22 protein-coding genes and 1 tRNA gene are annotated in these 25,378 nt (G+C 34.9%); 6 read left to right on the top strand and 17 right to left on the bottom strand.

The annotated features are described in order from the left end of the window. Positions 1-4 precede the first annotated feature (4 nt). From BTR34_RS05540 to BTR34_RS05520, 5 genes are all read right to left on the bottom strand, one after another. Complete coding sequence (locus BTR34_RS05540; RefSeq protein ID WP_068487249.1) at positions 5-1,453, bottom strand: aldo/keto reductase; 1,449 nt, start codon at positions 1,451-1,453, stop codon at positions 5-7. A 3-nt stretch (positions 1,454-1,456) separates the two neighbouring features. Next, positions 1,457-2,944, bottom strand: a complete 1,488-nt coding sequence (locus tag BTR34_RS05535; RefSeq protein WP_068487247.1) for an APC family permease — start codon at positions 2,942-2,944, stop codon at positions 1,457-1,459. Positions 2,945-2,969: 25 nt separating this feature from the next. Continuing rightward, the gene (locus BTR34_RS05530) at positions 2,970-4,616 is read right to left on the bottom strand and encodes a DUF885 family protein (RefSeq protein ID WP_074472111.1); all 1,647 of its coding nucleotides are present in this window, start codon (positions 4,614-4,616) and stop codon (positions 2,970-2,972) included. A gap of 146 nt (positions 4,617-4,762) precedes the next feature. Next, positions 4,763-4,836 (bottom strand) — tRNA-Arg (locus tag BTR34_RS05525). Positions 4,837-4,941: 105 nt separating this feature from the next. Beyond that, the gene (locus tag BTR34_RS05520; protein WP_068487245.1) at positions 4,942-5,388 is read right to left on the bottom strand and encodes a MarR family winged helix-turn-helix transcriptional regulator; all 447 of its coding nucleotides are present in this window, start codon (positions 5,386-5,388) and stop codon (positions 4,942-4,944) included. 120 nt (positions 5,389-5,508) lie between these two features. On the opposite strand from BTR34_RS05520, the gene BTR34_RS05515 reads away from it, so the two are divergent. The 5 genes from BTR34_RS05515 to BTR34_RS05495 all read left to right on the top strand — a co-directional run bounded on the left by BTR34_RS05515 (position 5,509) and on the right by BTR34_RS05495 (position 11,296). Next, positions 5,509-6,615 (top strand): pyridoxal phosphate-dependent aminotransferase, encoded by a 1,107-nt coding sequence (locus BTR34_RS05515; protein WP_068487243.1) that lies wholly within the window; start codon positions 5,509-5,511, stop codon positions 6,613-6,615. 62 nt (positions 6,616-6,677) lie between these two features. After that, positions 6,678-7,808, top strand: coding sequence for a 4-hydroxyphenylpyruvate dioxygenase (gene hppD, locus BTR34_RS05510; RefSeq protein ID WP_068487241.1), 1,131 nt, complete (start codon positions 6,678-6,680; stop codon positions 7,806-7,808). Positions 7,809-7,959: 151 nt separating this feature from the next. Next, entirely contained in the window at positions 7,960-9,120 is a 1,161-nt protein-coding gene (locus BTR34_RS05505; protein WP_068487239.1) for a homogentisate 1,2-dioxygenase, read from the top strand. Positions 9,121-9,132: 12 nt separating this feature from the next. After that, positions 9,133-10,368, top strand: a complete 1,236-nt coding sequence (gene fahA / locus BTR34_RS05500; protein WP_068487237.1) for a fumarylacetoacetase — start codon at positions 9,133-9,135, stop codon at positions 10,366-10,368. Between the two features lie 31 nt (positions 10,369-10,399). Further along, positions 10,400-11,296: a flavin reductase family protein gene (locus BTR34_RS05495; RefSeq protein WP_068487235.1), complete on the top strand. Its 897-nt coding sequence runs from the start codon at positions 10,400-10,402 to the stop codon at positions 11,294-11,296. A 2-nt stretch (positions 11,297-11,298) separates the two neighbouring features. On the opposite strand, the gene BTR34_RS05490 is transcribed toward BTR34_RS05495, so the two are convergent. From BTR34_RS05490 to BTR34_RS05440, 11 genes are all read right to left on the bottom strand, one after another. Continuing rightward, complete coding sequence (locus BTR34_RS05490; protein ID WP_068487233.1) at positions 11,299-13,734, bottom strand: erythromycin esterase family protein; 2,436 nt, start codon at positions 13,732-13,734, stop codon at positions 11,299-11,301. Between the two features lie 27 nt (positions 13,735-13,761). Next, on the bottom strand, positions 13,762-14,304 hold the full coding sequence (locus BTR34_RS05485; protein WP_068487231.1) for a DUF4287 domain-containing protein: 543 nt from the start codon (positions 14,302-14,304) through the stop codon (positions 13,762-13,764). A 109-nt stretch (positions 14,305-14,413) separates the two neighbouring features. Further along, positions 14,414-14,815 carry an OsmC family protein gene (locus BTR34_RS05480; RefSeq protein WP_068487229.1) on the bottom strand — a complete coding sequence of 134 codons (402 nt, stop codon included), beginning with the start codon at positions 14,813-14,815 and terminating at the stop codon, positions 14,414-14,416. A 75-nt stretch (positions 14,816-14,890) separates the two neighbouring features. Then, the gene (gene madM, locus BTR34_RS05475) at positions 14,891-15,637 is read right to left on the bottom strand and encodes a malonate transporter subunit MadM (protein ID WP_068487227.1); all 747 of its coding nucleotides are present in this window, start codon (positions 15,635-15,637) and stop codon (positions 14,891-14,893) included. Positions 15,638-15,639: 2 nt separating this feature from the next. Then, the gene (gene madL, locus BTR34_RS05470; protein WP_068487225.1) at positions 15,640-16,008 is read right to left on the bottom strand and encodes a malonate transporter subunit MadL; all 369 of its coding nucleotides are present in this window, start codon (positions 16,006-16,008) and stop codon (positions 15,640-15,642) included. A gap of 12 nt (positions 16,009-16,020) precedes the next feature. Beyond that, positions 16,021-17,499, bottom strand: a complete 1,479-nt coding sequence (locus BTR34_RS05465) for an acyl-CoA synthetase (RefSeq protein ID WP_068487223.1) — start codon at positions 17,497-17,499, stop codon at positions 16,021-16,023. Positions 17,500-17,859: 360 nt separating this feature from the next. After that, on the bottom strand, positions 17,860-18,525 hold the full coding sequence (locus BTR34_RS05460; RefSeq protein ID WP_068487221.1) for a response regulator transcription factor: 666 nt from the start codon (positions 18,523-18,525) through the stop codon (positions 17,860-17,862). Between the two features lie 3 nt (positions 18,526-18,528). Then, positions 18,529-20,193 carry a tetratricopeptide repeat-containing sensor histidine kinase gene (locus BTR34_RS05455; RefSeq protein ID WP_068487219.1) on the bottom strand — a complete coding sequence of 555 codons (1,665 nt, stop codon included), beginning with the start codon at positions 20,191-20,193 and terminating at the stop codon, positions 18,529-18,531. Between the two features lie 201 nt (positions 20,194-20,394). Further along, the gene (locus tag BTR34_RS05450) at positions 20,395-21,063 is read right to left on the bottom strand and encodes a bifunctional 4-hydroxy-2-oxoglutarate aldolase/2-dehydro-3-deoxy-phosphogluconate aldolase (RefSeq protein ID WP_068487217.1); all 669 of its coding nucleotides are present in this window, start codon (positions 21,061-21,063) and stop codon (positions 20,395-20,397) included. Positions 21,064-21,071: 8 nt separating this feature from the next. Next, positions 21,072-22,292 carry a 6-phosphofructokinase gene (locus tag BTR34_RS05445; protein WP_068487216.1) on the bottom strand — a complete coding sequence of 407 codons (1,221 nt, stop codon included), beginning with the start codon at positions 22,290-22,292 and terminating at the stop codon, positions 21,072-21,074. Between the two features lie 41 nt (positions 22,293-22,333). Beyond that, positions 22,334-23,380, bottom strand: a complete 1,047-nt coding sequence (locus BTR34_RS05440; RefSeq protein ID WP_068487214.1) for a sugar kinase — start codon at positions 23,378-23,380, stop codon at positions 22,334-22,336. A gap of 148 nt (positions 23,381-23,528) precedes the next feature. Between BTR34_RS05440 and BTR34_RS05435 the strand changes: the two genes are divergently transcribed. Beyond that, positions 23,529-24,545: a LacI family DNA-binding transcriptional regulator gene (locus BTR34_RS05435; RefSeq protein ID WP_068487212.1), complete on the top strand. Its 1,017-nt coding sequence runs from the start codon at positions 23,529-23,531 to the stop codon at positions 24,543-24,545. A gap of 60 nt (positions 24,546-24,605) precedes the next feature. Here the strand turns inward: BTR34_RS05435 and BTR34_RS05430 are convergent, their stop codons facing one another. Then, positions 24,606-25,367 carry an SDR family NAD(P)-dependent oxidoreductase gene (locus BTR34_RS05430; protein ID WP_068487210.1) on the bottom strand — a complete coding sequence of 254 codons (762 nt, stop codon included), beginning with the start codon at positions 25,365-25,367 and terminating at the stop codon, positions 24,606-24,608. Positions 25,368-25,378: the final 11 nt, after the last annotated feature.

Below are 25,378 nucleotides of genomic sequence, written 5' to 3'. Positions count from 1 at the left end.
GTGACTAGGATAGAATAGCTTCAGCTTCAATTTCTACCATATAACCATCGCCCACCAATTTTGCTTCTACCAGTGTATTAGCAGGATTAATGCCTTTAAAGCGTTCACCATGTGCTCTTGCAACCGGTTCCCAATCTTTAAGTTCGTTTACGAAAATTCGGGTTCTCACAACATCAGCTAGCGTGCCACCAAAAGAAGTGATAACGCCTTCAATTTTGTCAATTATAAAATGAGCTTGAGCAGCTGCATCGCTGCCACCAATCATCAGGCTACCATGAGTAGCGGTAGTTCCTGAAACATGAATGCTATTTCCGATTTTTACAGCTCTACAGTACCCTGCATATTCTTCCCACTCCGTACCGCTAAAAATCTGTTCTCTATTTTCTCCCGTTTTTATAGGTGTAAATGCTTTAGGAATGGTTTCTAAATGGTCACTAAGGTCACCTGATGCTGTTAAAAATGGAGGTTTTCTATATTCGTCACCACAATCGCCAGGTATTAAAGTTAATTGAAGTTGCGCCTTTTTTATTGCTTCAATGTCATCATCATCTAGTTGAATATCTAACATTCTTCTATTATCATCAATATGCTCACTTTCGCCCAATCTGGCTCCGACGATTACAGAAGCAACAGCATCACTTTCTAATATAAATCTACTGGCAATATTAGCAATAGAAGCATTATGCTTGTCGGCTATCTTTTTTACTGTTTTTAATAAATTCTGATAAGGTTCCCATCCACCTGCGGTATCAATAAAACGTTTATATTTCATTTGCGACCAAGTAGCCAGTTCTTCGTAAGTAGGTTCGGTTTTGTTTAACCATTTATCGGTTAAAAATCCGCCAGCTAAGGTTCCAAACGTTAATAGCTTTACATTGTATTCACGACATACAATCGCCATATTTCCATTGGCGCGCTGGTCTATTAAAGAATGACAAATTTGATTGCTGACAATAGGTATACCGCTGGCTAAAGCTATTCGTAAATGTGCGGCATCAAAATTGGTTACTCCAATATGTTTAATTAATCCCTCTTCCTGTAATTCTTTAAGATAAAATAGACCGTCTAACCAACTCGCATCAGGGTAGTACCATGCATGAAATTGCAAAAGGTCAATGCTAGTTTGTTGCATTCTATCTAACGCTGTTTGTACCGCAGCCCTAACTTCTTCTCTACTTATTTTACCTGGTTTTGGAACCCATTTTGTGAATAGCTGCACAGTGTCCTTATCGCCAAGACTATTCTTAAAAGTGCCAGCAATAATTTCGCTAGATCCATAATGGTCTGCCATATCAAAAGAGGTGAGTCCGGCTTCTACATACGGAGCCATAAATTTGGACGTTGCAATAGGGTCTAGGGTAGTGCCATTACGCTCCATATCGGCAATTTGCCATAAACCGGTAACAACTCTAGAAATCTCTAAATCTTTTGCTAATTTAATTCTTGTTTGCATTTTTTATTCTTCAGGGAGTTCTAAAAATACTTCATTTATAGTATTGTTTTGTTTCTTTAATCTATTCCAATTATAGGCAAATAATAAACTAGCCAAACCCATAACAATAAGCCAAATAGGAGTGGAGTGAAAATACCATGCAGTAGTTTCTGCAGTTAAATCTTTATAGATATGTATTCCTAAAAATGCTGTTAGCGTAAGAATACCTAACCACCCAATACATAATTGCAATGTTCTGTTTTTTAGGACTGAAATTTGTTTTGCCAATGTCGGATTAACTTTGGTAATTGCCACCAATGTTATGCACATTAATAGAAAATTGACCATCATAGAAGTTACCATAATATCAATACCAAGGAAAAAGTCGCCTGCAAAATGAGAGCCTAAAACACCTATACTTGCCATAATGCCTGCTGCAATAAGTGCAATATGCGGCGTATGATTTTTTGGATGGATTTTAGCAATGGATTTTGGAAAAATGCCATCTTTGGCCCAGGCGAACATTAAGCGAGAAACAGATAAGAGCATTGCGGGCAAATCATTGACTAATGCAATAGCGGCACCTGCTAAAATTGCAATACCCAATCCTGAGGGAAGCACATAGCTCAATAATCCAGGAGCAGAAATATCTTTTGTCATGGCTTCTTCGGCAACAAAACTCCAAGGAACAATATGGTATACGGCCGACGCAAAAAGGAAGTAGAACAAGGCAACACCGATTATTGCTAATAAAATAGCTCTTGGCAAGGATTTAGTTGGATTTTTTGCTTCACCGCCAGCTTGCGCTATAGAATCAAAACCTATGAAACTTGAAAACAATAGTGCAGCGGCAGATAAAAATATACGCCAATCGAAATCTATGCTAGCCACAGGCTCAAAAGTGCGACCTGTTTTTTCTTGAAGTCCCGTTAAAAAATCGGTCGAATCATAAATTAGTCCCGCTACAATAACAATTCCGCCAAGGGCGAACATTAAAAACATCATAGGGAGTACTATGCGTTCATAACTCTTTATTCCACGAATATTAATGACCACAAATGACCAAATTAGTGCAAGAGCTATAGTTACTCGTATCCATCCTATTTCTAGTCCGTTCGAGATATTTTCCCATCCCAGGCTCAGTGTTACATCGCGTATAAATGGAACAGTTACGTAAGCGATAACCCCAATAACAATAGAAAGTCCAAACCATTGCGAAAAACTGGCAACAAACCCTAAATACGGATTTAAACCTCTACTAGCATAAATATAACTTCCTCCAGCACGTGGCATAGCTGATGCTAAAATACCATACGCTAAGGCAGCAAATAATGCAGGTATTGCTGCAAAAGCAAAAGCAGGTAAAACATACGGGCCAATACCAGGTACATTGCGTTGTATCATAAAAGGAACAACATTAATAGAAGCACCTAACATAGAGCAAACGCCGGTAGCAGTAAGCGCTAAAAGCCCCATTTGCCGTGTTAGTTTTTTAGAACTTGTCTTGGCCATTTTTAATTGAATTGCATTTTTTTAGCTATTCTTGACCTAGATAAGATTGTACACCTGTCATTTCCCAACGGCCCAAGCTAATAGGAATACTTCCAGTTGTATTTAATTGGTCGAAAAAGTTACGCATCACAAAAGGTTCGTTTTTAGATTCTTTCATTCTGGCATATTCAGCCATAGTATTTTCTAAAAGGTATTTACCAGTTATATAGCTTGTGCCATAGCCTGGCTGTCTAAGATAAAGATGCTGCTCAAAAAGAAGCAACTCTTTTTCTGTTTTCATCCATCCTCTTGGAGTGTAGTTAGAGTGAATACTACCTGCTTCCTCTGAAGTCATTATGTTGGCATGTGCATACAAAGAACCTAATCCGCGAGCGGCACGCTGAGCAATCATGATATAAACAATTTCTCTAGAACGTGGCTGGTCATCATACAGTCCGGCATCCAAAAACATTTCTTCAACGGCAGTAGCTGTACCTTCGTTTCTTGAATCGAAGATATTGTAAAGTAAAGCCTCTCTTCTAATCTCACGTGGGTTAGGTTCATTATCCATTCTAGCCAATTCAAACCAATGGTAAAAGTGAGAGTAGAGTGGGCGTTGGTCTAAATGCGCAGTTATCCAAAAAAAGTTTCGTTTCTCTTTTGGAACATATGCACCTAAATGTTCGTTAAGGGCAGGTTCAAAATAATCTTTTACAGTTACTATTTCATTCTTGTCTAAAAATTCTAAAAGACTTTTAGCTGATGCTTTTGCCATTTTATTATACTCCTCCTCGCTACCAGCATCCTTAAGTTCAGGAAGGTTACGATTTCTATGTTCCTCTAATTTAAGTGCAGACCAAGCTCGCGTAAGCTCACGTTTTAGAAGCATGACTTCATCCTCCCAAGTTAATGGCACTAAATGCACATTTTGTAAGTACCATGTATAGTTTTCTTTACCAATACCGGAAGGTCCTGTTTTGGAAGCAGCTTCTTTTTTTAACCAGTCAGCCAAACTATTTGTTGATGTGATAGCTGCATTTATAGCGGCGACTATTTTTTTATTTTTTGATACTCCAGGAAGATTTTTTATGTTTTCTAAGTCATAACTTTGATTGGCAATATCACGTATACCAGCAACCCATAAGTCTTTAGCATTGCCTGTTAAGTTTTTTTTCCCTTGGTCGTTTATAACTGGAATTACTTTTAAAGCGGCTAAGAATTTTGCTTGTTCGTCCTTATTAAGTGGAAAGTTATATTTCCATACATCGATAATCGCGTGGTGTGCAGGGCCTTCGTGTGCAGGCACATCACTACGGTCGGTCCAAATTGTTTTGTAAAATGCCGGATCTCTAACCCAAGGTTTTAAAATTCTATCATTAAAATCGTAGCCGTTCATTTCAGCATTTACAATATGCCAATCAACTTTATCTGGTATAGGCCATGCGGTAGTATCTAAATTATGAAGTTGTTGTTGTAATGTCTTGAATTCGGGAACCCTACTTTTAAAAGTTTCAGCAGTATAATCAGGAGCGCCATTTAATAAAGGAGGGTTTTCAAAAGTTCTCCATTTTCTAAAAAGCTCAACCAAATTTTCATTTGATTCTTGGTCTTGGGCTAAAGTAGTAGTTGATAAGCAAACAAAAAGTAGTATGATGAGGTAAACAAATGATGCTGAATTTCTGGAATTGGCCATTTTAGATGAAGTTTGGTATATCTACGCAAAATAAGAATAGTGAGTCAATGTACCATGTGTTTTTTTTAAAATGTATTCTAAAATATTTGGGTCGGTAATGGAGGAAAGTATTAAAAACAAAAAAGCCCCTAGAAGGGGCTTTTGAGTGATCGCAGGAGGATTCGAACCTCCGACCGTCTGCTTAGAAGGCAGATGCTCTATCCAGCTGAGCTATGCGACCGACACCATTTTTTCAAATGTGGGTGCAAACTTAGTGATTTTTATAGACTGGTAAAACCAAAATCAAACAAAAATTTAATTATTTCTTTTATATGCTAAAATACAGCTATATGCGACCTTCATATTGGTCAAAATTTTCCCATAATTGGTCTAGGACCTTGTAGAATATCTCAAATTCTTCTTCACTGATACCCAGTGTGCTGACCTTTCGTAAATCTTTAATATAGGGCATAACCGCGTTTATTAATGAAGAACCTTCTTCTGTAATTACAAGCTTATAGCGCTTTTGGTCATCCCTAAATCTAGATTTTCTTAATAGTCCTTTTTTACATAATCCGCTAATAACTCTGGAAGTTGTAGCCCTATTTCTAAAGTTAGATTTGGCAATATCTGCCTGTGACGCATCTTTGCCTTCTAAGTGGACTCGCTGTAAAATTACCCACTGTTCAATGGTTAAATCAATGTTATTCTCTGCAAACACCTGTAAAAAAGTACTTTGTACTTTTTTAAGTGTACGGTCAATATATACTCCAAATCCTTCCGTCCTGTCCATAATCCAAATATTATTCCTCCAAAAGTAACGGAGTTTATCGGTAATATTGTTGTTAATGCAACAATATTAAAAAAAAATTGTAATTTTACTACGGTTATAGAGGTTTAAAGTAGAAGATATATGCAACTAGGTTTTAAGAACTATATATTAGAGGATAGCACTTATAAAGGTGGTGGTAAGAAAATAGTAATGCCAGATGGTGTTACTGTTCATAAACTTTCATCAAATGAGAATCCGTTAGGGTATTCTTCTAAAGTAAAGCAGGCTTTAGCAAATACCTTAGACGATTTAAGTATGTATCCAGATAATACAGATATAAGACTAAGAGAAGCGCTGGTAAAAGATTTTAATGGTGTATTAGTTGCTGACAATTTTATCTCAGCAAATAGTGGCTCTGAAATTATTGATATGATTTCAAAAGCATTTTTGAATGAAGATGACGAGGTTATCGTTAGTCAGCCATGCTTTCTGCCGTATACTGCTTTTACCCGTTGGATGGGGGCAAAGGCCATTAATGTACCAATGACCGAGAATTACGATTATAATTTAGACGGTATTATAGCAGCAATTACAGATAGAACGAAGTTGGTATTTCTAGCATCACCTAACAATCCGTCAGGAAATTATATTCCAATGGCAGATTTAAGAAACTTCATTGAAAAATTACCCGAGCATATAGTATTGGTTTTAGATGAAGTGTACAGGCATTTTGCCGAAGCTGAAGATTATACATCAGGATTGCCTTTCGTGGTAGAAGGTAAAAATGTGATAGCGATTAATAGTTTTTCAAAGACATATGGTTTGGCAGGATTACGAGTAGGGTATTGCTATGCGCCATTGGAAATTAGTAATTACATGCGTAAAATTTGTAAACCTTTTCTATTGTCATCACTAGCATTAGAGGGTGCAATAGCAGCCTTAGATGATGTAGATTTTGTCAATAAAACAGTGGCATTGGTAAAAGAGGAAAGAGCTTTTGTTTTGAACGGACTTGATGCTCTGCATATAAAATATTGGCCAACTGAGGGTAATTTTGTGTTAATAGATCCACCAATTAATGATATGGAATTCACCTCATTCTTAGAGCAAAAGGGAATTATGGTACGCCCAGTAGGCAATTTTGGTGCTCCCGGAAAAGTGAGAATTTCATTCGGAGTTAGGGAAGCCAACGAAGCACTTTTAACTGCTTTAGAAGTTTTAATGAAAACAGAAACAACAACCGCTTAATTTTTTTTAATACATATGTTGCATAAGCAACAATAAATAAACAAAAACTTAAACTATATACAATGTCAACTACAACATTAAAAGAAAACAAACACAAAGAGGCACAAGATTTCATGCCTATTAACGGTACAGATTATTTAGAGCTTTATGTAAGTAACTCTAAACAAGCGGCACATTATTATAAGACAGCATTCGGCTTTAAATCTTTAGCGTATAGAGGTTTAGAAACGGGTAGTAGAGAGTTTGAATCTTATGTAATAGAGCAAGATAAAATTAGATTGGTTTTGACTTCTCCATTAAAAAGTGGAACTGATGTAGGTAGACATATTGACAAGCATGGTGACGGCGTAAAAGTTACTGCACTTTGGGTAGATGATGCTACATATGCTTACAATGAAGCGGTTAAAAGAGGTGCCAAAAGTTATATGGAACCTAAAACAGAGAAAGATGAAGATGGTAAAGTAGTTACTTCTGGAATCTATTCTTATGGTGAAGTAGTTCACATTTTTGTAGAGCGTAAGGATTACAATGGTACATTTTTACCTGGCTACAAGAAATGGGAAAGTGATTACCAACCTACTTCTACAGGTTTAAAATTTGTGGATCACATGGTAGGTAATGTACATGAAGGTCAAATGAACTATTGGGTAGATTTCTATGCAAATGTTATGGGCTTTAAGCAAATTATGTCTTTCGATGATAAAGATATTTCTACTGAGTTTACTGCTTTAATGAGTAAAGTAATGAGTAACGGTAACGGTCGTATTAAATTCCCAATTAACGAACCGGCACCAGGTATGAAAAAATCTCAAGTAGATGAGTACTTAGAATTTTACGAAGGTGAAGGCGTGCAGCACATTGCCGTGGCTACAGATGATATCGTAAAAACGGTTTCAGATTTGAAAAGTAGAGGGGTTGAGTTTTTAACGATACCAACAACGTATTACGATGTTTTAACTGAAAGAGTTGGTGAGATTGATGAAGATATCGAATCACTAAGAAAACTTGGTATTTTGGTTGATCGTGATGATGAAGGGTATTTGTTACAGATTTTTACGAAGACGGTACAAGCAAGACCAACAATGTTCTTTGAAATTATTCAACGTAAAGGAGCTACTTCTTTTGGAAAAGGAAATTTCAAAGCTTTATTTGAAGCTATTGAACGTGAGCAAGAATTAAGAGGGACTTTATAGGTTCAACAAATTTCTTGAAAATCTTAAAATAGATTATTTTTAAAGGAAGAAATCATAAATACCTCGAGGCTAGTTCTTGAGGTATTTATTTCTAATATTTCGAGGCAAATCTCAAAGTATATAATCTCGATTATTAACTAAACTAACTCCTATGCCTATATATCATAAACAAGGAGCGGTGCCACCCAAAAGGCACACGCAATTTAGAAAACCAAATGGCGAATTGTACTCAGAGCAATTGTTCGGTACCATTGGTTTTGACGGTATGTCTTCTTTATTATATCACCATAACCGACCAACAATGGTTAAGGAGATATTGAAGAGTACAGATGTTTCTCCGAAAATTGCTTTAGAGAAAAATATTCGTTCGTTGAAATTAGTGAGTTTTAATGCTCCCGCAAAAGATGATTTTTTAGAAGCTAGAGAGCCACTTTTGGTGAATAGCGATATTATTATTGGGGTAGCGGCACCAAGAAAATCGTTACGAGATTATTTTTACAAGAATACAGATGCCGATGAAATGTTGTTCATTCATAAAGGTACAGGTACGTTACGAACCATTTTCGGACAGATTCCGTTTGAGTATGGCGATTATTTAATAATTCCAAGGGGAACAATTTATCAGATAGATTTTGATAGTGAAGACAATCGCATTTTGTATGCAGAATCGTTTTCTCCTATTTATACTCCGAAGAGATATCGCAATTGGTTCGGACAGTTATTAGAGCATTCTCCGTTTTGTGAGCGCGATTATAAATTGCCACAAAATTTAGAAACTTTTACCGATACCGATGATTACTTGATTAAGGTGAAGAAGCAAGGGGTCATGCATGAAATGGTCTACATTGGGCATCCTTTTGATGTTGTAGGTTGGGATGGTTATAATTTCCCGTACGGATTCTCAATTCATAATTTTGAACCCATTACAGGTAGAGTTCACCAACCGCCACCAGTGCACCAAACATTTGAGACGAATGCCTTTGTAATTTGCTCTTTTGTACCAAGATTGTACGATTATCATCCACTGTCGATACCTGCACCGTACAATCACTCGAACATAGATTCAGATGAAATGCTGTATTATGTTGACGGAGATTTTATGAGTAGAAACGGAGTGCAACCAGGTAATATTTCCTTGCATCCCGCAGGAATACCTCACGGTCCACACCCAGGAGCAGCAGAACGCAGCATAGGTCAAAAAGGTTCAGAAGAACTAGCGGTTATGATAGATACGTTCAAGCCATTAATGGTTACTGAGAATGCCTTAAAATTAGACGACGGTGATTATTACAAATCGTGGTTGGATAAATAAACAAATAGACACTTGACAACACTAAATACATGGGTCTCGGTACCCGAATATTCAGATTTCTCTATCTATAATCTCCCTTTCGGAATCTTCTCTGTAAACACTGAAGCTCCAAAAGGAGGGATTGCTATTGGTGAACAGATTGTTGATTTGTCAGCGGTTTCAGACTTGGGCTTGTTAGACATGGATGCTACATTTTTTAATAGATCAACCTTAAATGAGTTTATCGCATTAGGAAAAAAAATCACAAATAAAGTTCGATTAGATATTCAGAAGTTATTGGTGATAGAGAATTCTCCACTAAAGAATCACCCAGAAGTTTTTATATTACAGAAAGATGCTAAAATGCATTTACCGGTTCAAGTAGGCGATTATACAGATTTTTATTCTAGCATAGAACATGCTACCAATGTTGGTAAAATGTTCCGTGATCCTGAGAATGCGCTTTTGCCAAATTGGAGACATATTCCAGTAGGGTATCATGGTCGTGCATCATCAATTGTAGTGAGTGGTACGGATATTCATAGACCAATGGGTCAAGTGAAAACCAATGACATGAAAGTGCCGGTTTTCAAAGCTTCAGGAAATCTTGATTTTGAATTGGAAATGGGCTTTGTCGTGGGTAAAAGTACGGAACTGGGTGAACGCGTTTCTACAAAAGATGCCGCCGAGCATATTTTTGGCTTGGTGTTATTCAATGACTGGTCTGCCAGAGATATTCAGAAATGGGAATACGTGCCTTTAGGTCCGTTTTTAGGGAAAAGCTTTGCATCATCAATGTCACCATGGATTGTTACGTTAGAAGCCTTAGAACCATTTAAAGTTCAAGGTCCGGAGCAACAACCAGAGGTGTTATCCTATTTAAAATACGAGGGAGAGAATAATTATGACATTCAGTTAGAAGTGGGAATGTCTTCGTCAACTTCAGAAGAAACAACCGTTAGCAAGTCTAATTTCAAATACATGTATTGGAATATGATGCAGCAATTGGCGCACCATACCGTAAACGGATGTAATTTGAATGTAGGCGATGTAATGGCATCGGGTACAATTTCAGGGAAAGATGAAAGTTCATACGGGTCGTTATTGGAAATCTCATGGGGCGGTAAAAAACCTTTTGAATTAAAAGATGGAAGCAAACGTACTTTTATAGAAGATAATGATACAGTAACCATGCGTGGTTTTGCTGAAAAAGAAGGTAAAAGAGTAGGGTTCGGAGAGGTTTCAGGAACTATTATACCAAGTAAATAAAATAATACAATTCACTTTAGAAGTTTATAGCATGTCGACAAACGAAGAAATCAATTCTATAGATCCAAGCAGTATTTCTCAACAAGAATTGCACGGGTATTTATTATCTGCCGTAGCTCCAAGACCTATATGTTTTGCCAGCACTATTGATAAAGATGGTAATGTAAATCTGAGTCCGTTTAGCTACTTCAACTTATTCAGTGTAAATCCGCCAATCATGATATTTTCGCCTTCTAGAAGAGGTAGGGATAATACCACGAAGCATACGCTAGAGAATGTATTGGAGGTAAAAGAAACGGTGATCAATATCGTGAATTACGACATGGTAGAGCAAATGTCATTGTCAAGTACCGAATATGGTGACGGTGTAAATGAGTTTGTAAAAGCAGGGTTCACACAAGTACCAAGTGATAAAGTGAAACCACCAAGAGTAGGGGAGGCTCCCGTAGCATTTGAGTGTGTGGTAGATCAAGTAATAGCATTGGGTGACGGACCAGGAGCTGGAAACTTGGTGCTGGCCAAAGTGGTTCAAATACATGTAAAAAAAGCCTTTTTAGATGCTGATGGAAATTTAGATACTCCCAAGTTAGATTTAGTCGCTCGTATGGGTGGTAATTGGTACTGCAGAGCCAGTGGCGATGCTCTATTTGAAATACCTAAGCCAATACGTACTCAAGGAATAGGAGTAGATATGCTGCCAGAAGCCGTGCAAAATAGTACAGTATTAACAGGCAATAATTTAGGTAGATTAGGAAATTTAGAACAGTTGCCTACGAAAGAAGCAATTGCAAAAATTGCGGAATACGCTGAGGTGAAATCTATTTTAAATGAATCTGAAGATATTATGGCAATACATCAACTAGCGCAACGGTGGATAGCAGATGGAAAAACTGAAGATGCATTGGCATTGTTATCTTTGGAATCTTAGTATTACTTATTAATTATCTTAAAATCTATAGCAAAATCCACTGGTTTGCCTTCCCAATACGGGTCGTTTAGTTGCTTTTTATACCCTTTTTTTAATTCTATTAAAGGTCTAGTTAAAATGTTCACTGATTTGGTTTCTATATCATTGGAAACCAATTTATTTGCATTATAAGAACTATATAAATATTCATGTTCAGGTGTTGATACATCAGAATTTGTAGTGAATTCCAATACATTAAAAAAGTATTTTCCATTTACTTTTTTGTAAGTCTGAACAATGTTATGGTTTTGTTTTACTAGATTTTTAGATTTTTTGGTTGTGTATTCTGCACGTTCAATATTGTGCTCATACTTTAAAACAGCATAGTTCTCTGTGTCAATATAAATATTGCCAGATGATGCTACCGGAGCAGGGTAACCAAATCCTGTAGAATAGGAGCCAGGAGAATTATTAGTGAAATTTATTTGATACACTTTTTGTCCTTCATAGTTTAGTGTTTTTTGTTTCTTTAAATCATAAGAAGAAGTACGGTATAGCACATTGGTTTTACTTAAAATAATGTCTCTGTTTAATACTGCCCACAAGGAGCCCACTCCATTATACCACTTATTTTTTTCATAAATATCTGTATTAGCTCTTACGTGTTCAATTTCTGCAAAAATGTTATTCTCAGGTTTGTTACTACCATTAATTCCTTTTTTATTATAAGTTTTAATAATGGCCTCTTCTCCAATATATAAAGAATCATTCGTATTAAATTGATTTACTTTAAAGGAGAAACTTTGATTATAAGGTGTTTGTATATAATTAGTTTCAATATTTTTTTGAGCTTTTTTAATAATTTCTTCAGCGTTTAACTCTACACGTTCAGCTGTAACTATAACCTCGTTTAGAATAATATCATCTTTAGATTTTTTAAGTCTGATTGTGTTTAGATTTAAAAGTGGATTGGTAGAAACAGAATCACTTTCATACCCAATTGCGGAAAATATTATGTAGCCATTTGGGCTTATTTTATTGGGAATGCTAAACTGTCCGCTTGCATTTGACACGGTACTTATATTAAGGTCAGAATAATAAATGTCAGCATAGTTAATTGCGTCAGAAGTATCATAGTCAATAATAGAGCCAATTAAGTTGTTCTCTTTGAATGTAATAATCTTAGTCTTTTCTATATCATATTCTATATATTTTGGAGGGTACATTTTTTCGATATAATAAATGCCATCAAAAATATCTTCCCAATGGGCGTAGAGAGGCATATAGCCTAGAGTAGAAGTATAGAACTGATGCGGAATATCATTTAAAACATATAATTCAGTTTTAATATTCTGATCTTTAAAATCAGACTCGATACTATTAAAAGGATGTTGTAAAATTGGTACAATTTGCTCAATGGAAAAATCAAAATAATTGCCTTCGTAAGAAGTGAACGCTAAACTAAACAATTTTGCACCATATTTTTCTTTAAGAATTTGCCCCATTGGCACGGCATACTTTAACTCTTTTATTTGGGCAATTTCTTCGTTTATAGTTGTACGGGTTTCGCCATGAATACTATCCGTGAGCGCAATTTGCTTTTTAATGTAATTCTCAGTTTCTAAAGTATATTCAAACTCATTCAATTTATTGGCAAAATGATAACTAGCACCCCAACCTATTATTTTTTCATTAGGGTAGGTTTCTTTTATGAAAATCAAATTCTCCGCCATTTGTTTATCTCTAGGGTTTTGAATAGCTATTTTTTCTTTCTGTAAACTTTTTAATCCAAAATCTAAATCAGAGAAAACACTTTTAAAAGTTTGAACCAAAACCCTTGTTTTAATATCATTTTCAGGTATTTGGTCTATTTTTTCAATGATGGAATTAATGCTGTTATAAAGATTGGTTGAATCTTTTTTGTTGTGAGCATATTTTTCAAAATCTCTAACAATCATCGTTTTTTTAATTTCTGTATAGTCTTCATCAGAAATTACAATGTTATTTTTAGAGCAAAGAGATTTAAAGTCATTGAGAAAGTACTCTTCAAAAAGATTTGATTCTTGTGAATCGAATCCAAAAATTTTCAATTCGGGATGGGTTTCCATATACTTCAATAATTCTTGGAAAACTTCTGTAGAGCTATACAACCAACCTACACTTTGATTAAAAATACTGATGTTCTCTTCTTTACTATTGTAAAGCTCATTCGCCTTGAAATTATCATACATTCCACTTTCGAAAACCAATAGATTGTAGCCATATTTTTCGTATAGCTCCTTTACCATTTCAAATTTTTTATCAAAAACGGCACCATCTCCGTGGGACTGTTCACCAAGTAAAATGATTTCAAATTCGTTAGGTGATAATCCTTTGAAAAGAGAATTTTGACTAAAAAGTGTATGGGTAGATAGGAGACTTAAAAGTAGAGTCGAAATTAATATGAATATGCTTTTCATTTAATATTTTTCAAGTATTAAATACACTTATTCCGCCTTTTCATAAGCCTCCTTCAGCCAAGTAATTAATTCATCGTCAACCTGACTGGTATCGGTAATTTGTACTCTATGGGTACACATACTGCCAAAAGGACCAGAAGATTCAAGTCGGTCTGTGGTAGGCTTATCTTTAATTTTGAGACCTAAGTCAATTCTAGTTTTGGTTGCAGGTTTTATAAGTGCAAATTGCTTTTTTCGGATAATGCTTACAGTAGTTTTTTTTGGAGTTATGGTAATATCATCACCAAATGTTTTTACCACTTTTAAAAGGGCTTTGTAAATAGGGAATAAGCTTTCTTTTCCTTGGTATTGTTGCGTAACTAAATCGGTAGGGGAGTTATTCTCTTCTTTTGATAAAGTGACAATTGTATTTGCAAAACCGTGGGTAACACCATGTTCTTTCTTTAAATAATTGACACCTTCAGAATGTTTAGCAAAGGATTTTGTTTTTAAGATAGATTTCCATTCGTTCAATGATTTGCCAGTTTTCTCGGGCATGTTATCAATCATGGTTTGCAGTGCCTTTTCCATATTGGTAAATTTAAATTCATACAAATAAGTTACAAAATTTAAAATTTACTGTCAACCAAAAAAACTTTTCCAACATTGATGTTTATTAGGCTTAGGCATTAATTTTAAATCAAGATATTATTTCAATTTTTCCATCAATACTGCATGAGACTAGTACGGTATTGAAAATAGTCCCGAATTTTTCAATATTTTTTTTGAGTAAGTTGAGGTTTATATTTTTGTCTTGGCTATTAATTATTAGTACATAATTAATATCATCCAATCTTGGGGGTTTTTCAAGTCTGGTAGCGCTTATTTTTATTTCAGCCGATGTGTATTCAAAATTCATAAAATCAGAAAAACGCTCTATATTTTTTAAAATACAAGCGGCAAGAGAACCTAAAAATAATTCTGCAGGGTTTGGTAAAGTGTCCGATGATTCGGCAATAGTTCCAAATGCAATATCTGATTGTTTAATTTGGAGCGTGGCATTTTGTTTTGAAATTGAATTTGCAGTTATAGAATACTTCATTTATAAAAGGTTTACGCAATTTTTAAACTATTAACTAATCGTGTAGTATGATATGTGTAAAATTAGTTATATAAATTAGAATCCAAAGAATTTTAAAAATAGGTAAAAAACAGAAGGACATAAAAGACAACCTACTCCTGTGTAAAATGTTGCTGTTAATGCCCCGTATGGCACTAGCTTTTCATCAGTAGCCGCTAAGCCTGCAACAACACCACTTGTAGTACCAATTAACCCACCAAACACCACGGCGGCATGTGGGTTATTTAATTTTATACTTTTTGCGATAACGGGTGTAATTATGGTAGTAAAAATAGTTTTGATTACGCCAGTTGCCACACTAATGGCAATAACATCTGAACTAGCTCCTAGAGCACCGCCTGTAACTGGGCCAACAATATAGGTGCATGCTCCGGCACCAATGGTAGTCATACTTACCGCATCGGTATACCCCATAAAATAGGCAATAAGGGCCCCTAGAAAAAAGGTTATTGTTACTCCTATAAAAAGTGAAATTATTCCTGCAAGTCCGGCTCGTTTTATTTTGGAAATATCAGCACTCATTGCAGTGGCAACAACGGCAAAATCCCGAAACATAGATCCTCCTAAAATTGCCATTCCGGCAAAAATGGGAATATCGGCCATACCATTTTTATCGCCTAAAAAGGCTAGTGCCAAGCCAATTAGAATTGCAATTGCTACTCCAGGAATTTTATTTCTTAAAAGTTTTTTTGAAACTAAGAATGAAAATAACATAATAAAGCCAACAAATAGAAATGCGAATACAAGTCCGTTACTGGATATTACTTTTTCAATAATTTCCATACTTAGTTCTTAGGATGATTATTACCAATTTTTGAGAGAACCGGAACAAGTATCATACAGGCAAAGGTGGTCAAAACTCCGGCTACAACGGCAACAAATCCGCCAGAGATAGCGGCTTTTACATTTAGGGTTGCGGCCATAGCTACAATGATAGGGATATACATGGAACTCCAGAATAAAATACCTTTTTCGGTTTCGGGAATAAGCCATCCTTTTTTTCTAAGGTAAATACTTGAACCTATTAAAAGGATCATGGCAAAACCGACGCCTCCAATATCATTATTTATGTTAATCAGTTTTCCTAAAATGGTACCTAAAAATTTTCCGGCTAAAAAACAAGCTGCCAGTAATGCTACTCCATATATTTTCATTGGTATTTTAACTTATGTAAATAATTTTTTAATCTCATTCTTTGTAACTTTCCCCATAACGTTTCTGGGTAAATCTTCTTGAAAAATGTACTTTCTCGGAGTTTTATATGCAGGTAATTTTTTGGTAATCCAAGAAGTTAAATTTTCAACTAATAACTCGCCGGACTTTAAAACGATGCTAGCTCCTATAATTTCACCCCATTCCAAATCAGGAATGCCTACTACGCCACAGTCTTTTATCATTGGATGCGTTCTAAGGACTTCTTCAATTTCTAATGCGGATATTTTATAACCACCAGATTTTATAATGTCTACTGAATTTCTGCCTAATATTTGGTAACTATCTACATCGAAAATAGCAATGTCACCAGATTGGAACCATCCATCTGGCGTAAATGAATTAGAAGTTGCCTCTGGTTTATCCCAATATTCTTTAAATACATTTGGACCTTTAATTTGTATTTCGCCTGGCGTCCCGTCAGGAACAACTTTATTATTTTCATCAGCAAGTCTGATCGAAACACCGTGTAAAGGTTGACCAATATGGCCAGGTCTACGTATTCCATTATAAGGATTGCTAATTGCCATTCCCATTTCTGTCATGCCATAGCGTTCCAATAAAATATGTCCGCTAATTTCTTTCCATTCTTCCAAAACGCTTACAGGCAGAGCTGCGGAACCGGAAACCATCAATCTAAATTTAGATAAATGCTCCGAAATCTTCGCTTTTTCTGAATTAGATAGTTCGTTGAAATAATAGATTAATTTAAAATATATTGTAGGAACAGCCATAAATACATTAACCTCATCTTTTAAGAAAATATCAAAAATAGCTTTTGGGTCAAATTTTGAGAGGAATTCGCAACATGCGCCACTCCATAAAGCGCAACTTAACATATTTATAATTCCATGAACATGGTGCAATGGTAAAACATTAAGTACATGATCATTTTTACTCCACTCCCAAGAGGTAGTCAGTGCTGTAATTTGAGCCTCAATGTTGGCATGGGTAGTTACGACTCCTTTTGGTGAACCTGTAGTGCCACTCGTATAGAGAATAAGTGCGCTACGGTCTAATATAATAGTAGGTAGCATACACTTTTTAGGTTTAATATCAGTGTATTTAATAAATTGAATATGGGTACTTTTAAACAGAGGAGAAAGTAATTTCTCGAAAGCCTCCGTGTAAATTACCGTTGTGGCTTTGGTATCGTCTAAAACATATTTAATGGAAGGTAATGGATGTTTTTCACACAAAGGCACAGCGATTCCTCCAGCTCTCCATATACCCCATTGAACAGTGACATAGGAAAAACTTGCAGGAACTAAAAAGGCAATTCTTGCTTGGTCTAAGTCTTCTTTACCCTGCAGTAAACAGGCAGATACATGTTCTGATTGCTGTAATAATTGATTATAGGTGTAATTTTGACCATTACTTTTAATGGCAATTCTATTTTTAAAAGAAGAAGCTTTTTTAATTAATGTAATCATGTAGTATCGATTCTAAAGAAACTTGTCTGTAAAACAAGATAAGCACCAATTCTGAAAGTGCCAAAATATGTATAATTATAGCGGTTAATTATACTATTTGAAATAGCAAAAATAGTTTAGGATTGGGATTATAACGGGTATGTGAAATGAATAATCTTTCTAAAAAAAAGGACTTAAATAATTATGGCCATACCTACCAAATTGGTTAGTTCCCCCGAAATACCTTTTCAGTAGGATGGCCAAGAACTGTATAGTAATGAATAGTATTTTTAACTGTTTTTTTTAAAGTTCAAACCTAAGCTCATTATATTAATGAGTGTTACGGGATTCCGTAAAAAGCATAATAAAAGTGGTTTTTTATTAAATTAAGCCTAAATCTTTAACTATTGCTACAAGATGAATAGCATTGTTAGCATTGAATTGAATACGTAATTTATTAAGTCGTTTTTCAATGGAACTTAGACTGGCAGGTGAAATATTTTCTTTTCTATATAAGGCGCTAATTTCATCTTGTGATAGGCCTTTACTTAAATAATTTAATAGAGAAATGTCATAGTCGTCAATTTCCAATTCATTTTCACTACTAAAGGCATTAGAAACTTCTGGAGATAAATAAGTATTTCCTTGAGCTATTTCATTGATGGCAATGGTAAGGTTTTTAAGTCCGTTTCTACTTTTGCACACGTAAGCATTAATATGATGTTGGTTAAATAGTGTTCTTACAGCTTGTAGTCTGTCTTCAACAGAGTAGACTATGATTTTTAAGTCTGGGAAATCAGTCCTTAGTTTTTCAACCAATGAATGTCCAGATGTATATGTTTGTGATCTATGGTCTGCTTTAAAAGAGAGATCGGAAATGACCATATCAAAAGGGTCTTCATTTAGGCCAGCTCTTTTAACCTTTAAATATGCGTCATCACAATATTGTACTTGTTTAATATGTGACACCCCTAATTCGGTCAGTAAAGAAAATACACCTTTGTTGATGTCTTCCATATCCTCCGCAATTAAAACTTTTTTGAACATGCCTTAAATTATTATTGATGCCTTAAAGCCATCATCGTGCTTAGATTCAAAAGTAATAGTTCCATTTATAGAAGCGATACGGGATTCCGTATGTTGCAGTCCATTTTTTTTAAAAATGTTACAACCAATACCATTATCGCGATAATTTATATGAATTTTTGACCCTTCTTTATGGAAAACCAAAGTTACAATAGAGGCTTTGCTATGCTTGCGCATATTGGTCATAAGCTCCTGCAAGACCCTATAAATAGTAGTTTTTTTAATCTCGGGAATAGTATTCCAGGGTATTTTTGATAGATTTCGTGTTATAATTTTAACGTTGTTATTTTTATACCCTAATAGTAAATCGTTTAATTGAATAGCAAAGTCTTCTCTAAGGTCAATTGCGCTGTTTTCTCTTGAAATATCTCTAGTTTTAGTATAAATTTTTTCAATTTCATCGATTACCTTCTTGTCAATACCTGAATTATTTTCAAGGGAGGCCATTATTTTGTACATGTCATTAGCTACTTCATCGTGTACTTTTTTGGCAATTCTAGTTTCCGTTTTATAGATTTCTTCAATTTTAGCTTTACGGTATCTATTGCGGTAAATAAAGTAAGAGCCTATAAGAATTAGAAAAATGATTAAGGCTAGAGCTTGGTATGCTAATCGCTTACGAGATTCAATTTCTTGTTGTAATTGGCTAGCCTGGGTTTTCCCTTGTTCTTCTGCAACATTGTATTTTAAAAAGGCATTTTTATTTTCCGCGATTTGTTTTGCATTTGCGATACTGTCAGTTAATTTTTTATACTCATGAATTAGAGGGTTTTTATCCATGCGTAACATTAAAGAAATGGCATCTAATTTAAATGAACTGCTATTTATCTTATTTGCTAGCGAAATAACTTTTTCTGCATATAGTAGTGCTGTTGCCGTATCTTTTCTATCAAGGTAGTATTCTGCCAAATGCTTATTACTGGCGTGTTGGCCCGTAATAATATTATTGTCTTCTCTTATTTGTAAAGCTTTTTTTAAATTGTCTAAAGCCTTTGGTTTATTAAGTTTTGATTGTACATATCCTAAATTATCAAGTACCAATGCTTTTTGATAACTATCGCTATTGTTTTGGCTCTTTTGGTGCAGTAAGGTGTAAATAGTAAGAGCATTTTTATAGTCTAATTGCTCTTTGTAAATATTAGCCTTGTTGTTAAGTAAAATTACGCTGTCTTTCAATTTAACGACTATTTGTAATGCTTTGTTGTAAGTTTTTATTGCTTCGTTAGGGTTGTTAGAAGCCCCGTAAATTCGCCCTAACTGATTGTAGAGTCCTACTTTAGCATTAACTAAAGTATCTTTTGTAGACATGGACTGTATAAAGTTCAATGCTTCTACTACGTAATTTTCACTATTAAAGTTATTGCCAATTTTAAATTCCCCAATAGCTAAAAGTCTTAAGTCATTAATAACACTTATTGAGTCTCCTGCTTTTAAATCTGCTTTCTTTTTTTGAATATAGAAGTTTATACCTGTAGGTAAGTCGGACGGAATTACGGGATTTATAATCTGCTGATGGTAATAATAAGAGCTATCATTAGCGGTTTGTGCTATTATTAGCTTTGGTATTAAAATCCACCAAAAACTAAAAAGCAAAATTTTTAAAGTAAATGAAACCTTAGTGTATTTCATTCCTCTAATGTAACAACTAATTATGTAATAATTTTAGATGAGGTTTATGAATAATGGTATGTTTCAATCAAAAAGGCAACTATGTATTATGTCTAGGAACTAGTGTAAATATTAAAAAATAAACTAAAAAAAGAGCATTAAAACAATTAGCAATTTGCTGTGTTTCATGCTCTTTTCAACCAAACAACTTTATCTTAAATATTATCCTCTCATTTTTTTTATTTTGGCTAAAGTATCTTTAACCAAAGCTTCTAAACCAGCGTAATCTTTATTCGCTAATATTTCTTTGCTGATAAGTTTAGAACCCATTCCAACACAAGTAACACCTGCATCAAACCAACCTTTAAGGTTAGCTTCGTCCGTACTTACACCACCAGTTGGCATAATGCTTGTCCAAGGTTGTGGGCCTTTAATACCTTTAACGAAACCTGGTCCATACAAATCACCAGGGAACAATTTTACAATCTCACAACCCATTTCTTCGGCTTTATTAATTTCTGTTAAGGAGCCACAGCCAGGAGACCATAATACTTTTCTACGGTTACAAACAATGGCAATATCTTCCCTTAAAGAAGGAGTTACTATAAAATTTGCCCCAATAGACATGTAGTAAGATGCGGCTGCGGCATCTGTAATGGATCCCACGCCCATAATCATACCAGGCAGATTTTTAATTGCGTATTTGTTTAATTCAGAAAAAACTTCGAAAGCGAAATCGCCACGAGCTGTAAATTCCATTAAACGTGCCCCACCATCATAACAAGCTTGTAAAATTTTCTTGCCTAATTCAATGTCTGGGTGATAGAATAAAGGTACCATACCAGATTCCTTCATTACATTTGCTACTTCTATTCTTGAATATTGTGCCATTTTTATTTTTATTTCTCGGTTAAAATTTTGTTGAAATCGTATGCTGAAGGGTTATCGACATACTGTTTTGCATCTTCATAATCATTTTCGACTATGTAAAATAAGTTTTGATAACAAAGCTGAACTATTTCAGAATTTATATTAACTAGTCTAGGAGCTATTTTGCCATTTTCATCTTGTATTTCAGATAAGAAAAGAGGTGTAATTTCGCCTCTAGAATTAGCGGTCACCATACAACCGCTTTTACCTTCATCGAAAACTTTTTTAACCCCTAAACCTAAAACCGTACATAAGGTTAAATCAAAACCTATTGGTCTACAACAGCGTAGTTCGTAACCTAATTCAACAGGTCTACTCTTAATGTCAATATTAAGTTCTTTTAATTTTTCTTGAACAAGCATATTAAAAATATGGGCTTTACTAACATTGCCTAACTCTGGGTGACCATGGTCGTCATAAGTAAATGTAATACCACATTTATCTAATTCTGAATTAGGCATATTATGAAATACACCTTCACTAATTAATGCAACCCCGTATTGTATGTCTTCTATTTTTCGTTTAATCATAGATGATATTACTAAACGGACCACTTTGTCAAAAGTAATTGAAGTACGGTCAAACATTTCGGGTATAATCATCATTGGAAAATGACAACTAGCGGCAATACCAAATGCCAAATGCCCAGCAGAACGCCCCATTGTGGACATTACAAACCAGTTTTGACTGGTACGTGCATCTTCATAGGTGGTGTTGCCAATACGAACCCCTTCGTCTTTTGCAGAATGAAAACCGAAAGTAGGGTTTCTATCTGGCAGGGGTAAATCGTTATCTATAGTTTTTGGTACGTGAATATTAGCAATTGAAATACCTTCATTTTTTAAAAAGCCTGTAATTCTGTTGGCTGTAGATGCGGTATCATCACCACCAATACTAACCAACAGTTTTACATTGTTATCAATAAAAAGGTTAGTGTTTAGCTTTTCATCTTTTGGCTTAAAACGGCTCATTATTAAAGTTGAGCCACCTCTACTTGTAATTCTATCAGCATGAAAAAAATCGAACTCCTTAATTTTTGGATTCTTATCAAATAGTCCTTTAAACCCTTCATGAAGTCCTAAAACTCTGTAATTATCTTTTAAAAAAGCTTTGGCTACAGTGCTGATAACAGTATTTATACCAGGTGCAGGTCCGCCGCCACAAAGAATTAAAACCGATTTTTTAGACATATATTTTGTTTTAAAGAGTTCTAAGTACTATAAATGTTGGATTATCTTGCAACTCTACCAGAGGCGTCACCGCCCATAAGTTTTTCTACTTCAGAAACCGTTACTAGGTTGGCATCACCTTTAATGGTATGTTTTAAACAAGAAGCGGCAACAGCAAAATCTAATGCATTTTGGTCGTCTTTAGGGTATTTTAATAATCCGTAGATCAATCCTCCCATAAATGAATCTCCACCACCTACACGGTCAACGATATCAGTAATTTGGTATTGACGAGTTTCGTACATTTTTTCACCGTCCCAAAGTACACCTGCCCATGTGTTGTGCGATGCGGAAATAGAACCTCTTAATGTTGTGATTACCTTTTTAGCTTTTGGGAATTTTTTCATCATTTGCTTACAAACGGATAAGAAAGCTTCGGCTTTTACATCGGCACCATCTTTATGAACATCTAAACCTTCAGGATGAATACCAAAATGCTTTTCGGCATCTTCCTCGTTTCCTAAAATAACATCACAGTACTCAGTTAAGCCAGACATTATTTTTTCTCTATGGGCATCATCACAAAATGTCCAAAGTTTAGCTCTATAATTTAAATCTGTAGAAATTGTAATTCCTTTTGCGCTAGCCGCTTTTACAGCTTCTAAGCATACATCTGCTGCTCCTTGTGAAATTGCTGGTGTTATGCCTGTCCAATGAAACCATTCTACACCTTCAAAAACAGCATCCCAATCGATCATTCCAGATTCAATTTCGGCAATTGATGAATGAGCTCTGTCATAAACTACTTTACTACCTCTAGATACAGCTCCAGTTTCTAAAAAATAGATACCTAAGCGATCACCACCGTAAACAATTTTATCTACTCCAACACCTCTTTTGCGCATTTCCATCATTGCACATTCTCCAATGTCATTTTTTGGTAAACGTGTTACGAAATCTACAGGAACACCATAATTAGCGAGTGAAACAGCTACGTTAGATTCACCACCACCATAAATAGCATCAAATCTATTTGCTTGTGAAAATCTTAAAAACCCTTCTGGTGCTAAGCGAAGCATTATTTCGCCGAATGTTACTACTTTTTTCATGATAATTATTAGTTTAAAATATAAAATTTATTTTTTAGTTAATCGATTAACCAACTTGATTAAAAATAAATCAAAACGGTATGGTTTTGATTCGTACGATTAATGTATTATTTTTGGTTAATCGATTAAACAAATATAAACAAACTAATTGAATAAAAAAAGAACAACTTTAAAAGACATTGCTAAAGAGTTAAGCATTTCTACCGCTGCTGTTTCAAAAGCATTAAATGATGATTCTCGCATAAGTACAAAAACTAAAAAAGCAGTTAAGAAAGTTGCTAAAGCGTTAAATTATCAACCTAATCATTTAGCAAGTGCACTTAGAAAGGGGAAAAGCAATTTAGTTGGTGTTATCGTACCCCGAACAAATAGCAATTTTTTTTCTTCCGTTGTTGAAAATATGGAGGAGGTTCTTAATAAGGCGGGGTATAATATTATTATTACCCAATCTAATGAGTCTTTTGATAAAGAATGTAAAAATATAGATGCGCTTTTATACACACAGGTAGATGGCATTATAGCATCAATGGCCAATGAGACGGTAGATTTATCATATTATGAAAAAATAAAGTCATATGGTATCCCATTAATTTTGTTCGATAGGGGGGAGAATGATTTAAATGTAGATTATGTAGGTATAAATGATTACGAAAGCAGTCATACAATAATTGAACATTTAATAACGCAAGGTTGCAAGCGCATTGCACATATAGGTGGGTACCGAAGAACACGAATATTTAATAACAGGATACGAGGTTATATAGATGCTATTAAAAAGCACAATTTACCACATGATGATGAATTATTGATTGAAAGTAGTTTAACATTAGAAGATGGTAGATGCCAAATGGAAAAATTGTTGGCCTTAAAAAATAGACCAGATGCCGTGTACGTGGCAAGTGACTATGCTGCCTTAGGTGCTTTACAGGTTTTAAAGGAAAGGAACATTAAAGTTCCTGAAGAAATAAAATTAGTTGGGTTTGGTAATGAGCCTTTTACTTCTTTGGTAACGCCTTCGATTACAAGTATTAGTCAGCACAGTGATAAGATTGGAAAGCTTGCGGCAGAAACATTTTTAAGTTATGTAGAGAAAGATGTTGTTGAGCAATCTTTGAATAAAATAATTTTAGATTCAGAATTAATAGTACGTGATTCTTCAAAATAAAAAAAAGCGTTGTTGTGTTTCCACAGCAACGCTTAATTGCTAATAATATAACTCTTTAATTTATATTCCTAAAGCTTGACCACCGCCAATTTGGATAGTTTCAGCAGTTATAAATGCTGCATCTTTACTAGCTAAAAATGAAACCACGCCGGCAACATCTTCAGGTTGTCCTAATCTACCTAACATAATAGAATTTGCCCAAGAAGCAAAAACTTCTGGTTTTGTTGCTTTAATTTGCGCATGAAATGGTGTGTCAATTGTTCCAGGAGAAACAGCATTTGCTCTAATACCATATTCAGCTAAATCTTTTGCCAATGCTCTGGTTATAGCATGAACTCCTGCTTTTGAAGTACCGTAGATACCAGCACCTGGTCCGCCGGCGGTCCATCCTGCGTTAGATGTATAGTTGATAATTGATGGGTGGTCACCTTTTTTAAGGTAAGGTATAGCAGCTCTTGAAGCAAAGAATGTAGAATCTAGGTTTAAAGCCATTACCGATCTGTAAAATTCAGTTGTCATTTCTTCAAATCTTGATCTACCGCCCAGGCCGCCTGCGTTGTTCACAAGCGTATCAATTTTACCATATTTTTCACCAATAGCTTTTATGTTTTTGTTGACTTCTTCTTCATTGGTAACGTCAAATCCTAAATATTCTGCAGTAATACCTTCTGCAGTTAATTCTTTAATTCTTTGAGCACCACCTTCGTCATCAATTCCATTTAAGATAACGGTATACCCATCTTGTCCTAATCTTTTAGCTACTGCAAAACCTATACCTCCAGTTGCTCCTGTAATTACTGCTACTTTTCCTTCTGTACTCATAATTATTTAAT

The organism is Maribacter hydrothermalis (assembly GCF_001913155.1).
Taxonomy (GTDB): Bacteria; Bacteroidota; Bacteroidia; order Flavobacteriales; family Flavobacteriaceae; genus Maribacter; species Maribacter hydrothermalis.
The sequence above is the reverse complement of the archived record's forward strand: the minus strand, read 5'-3'. Positions and strand labels throughout refer to the sequence as shown.